Here is a 618-nt window from a genome sequence, read left to right as displayed (position 1 = left end):
GCGTTGATGGTGGTGTGGCAACTCTTTGCCAGCGAGGGACGCTTCAGGCTGGTGACAAACATCTCCTTGCTGGCGTTCGCGGTGAAGGCAGGGGCCAGCTTCGTGCTAGTTCACCTATTCGGGGTTGCAGGTGTGCAGATTTCACTTGCCTTGATGTATGTAACCGCATTCGTGTTGGCGATCAGCATGCTGCTGGGCAGTTCAACTTCGCAGCACGACAGCGAAATGCGCTGAGCTCTCGACCGTTCAAGAGACTACGAAACGTGAAAATTGTTCTTGTTGTCAACTCAATGGGTGAACCGGGCGGCGCCGAAAGGGTTGCCGCGGTGCTGTCAGCCGCGTGGGCTCAGCGCAACCACACCGTTACGCTCGTCCCGACATACAGCAAACACGGTGGATGTTTTTTTCCCATCGACGAGAAGGTGCGGATGATCTATCTGGCTGACCGCGTCAAGCATAGCCCGCTGCGACGGATCAACTACATCGCGAGACTGACGGAGCTGCGCAAGCTGTTCGTGGAAGAACAGCCCGACGTCATCGTGTCGTTTTTGACCAACGTGAATATCAACGTGATCCTGGCTTCACGGGGCCTGCACATTCCGGTGGTCGCCTGCGAGC

1 protein-coding gene and 1 pseudogene are annotated in these 618 nt (G+C 56.6%); both read left to right on the top strand.

The genetic code is table 11. From position 1 onward, the window contains the following. A pseudogene (locus GCT19_RS43185) lies at positions 1-234 on the top strand (hypothetical protein); the annotation flags it as partial. Between the two features lie 29 nt (positions 235-263). Next, the coding region (locus GCT19_RS42495) for a glycosyltransferase (protein WP_321576968.1) at positions 264-618 on the top strand (355 nt) is incomplete at its 3' end.

The organism is Paraburkholderia atlantica (assembly GCF_009362785.1).
GTDB lineage: Bacteria > Pseudomonadota > Gammaproteobacteria > Burkholderiales > Burkholderiaceae > Paraburkholderia > Paraburkholderia atlantica.
Note: the sequence above shows the minus strand (reverse complement) of the source record. Positions and strands in the feature narration are given on the sequence as shown.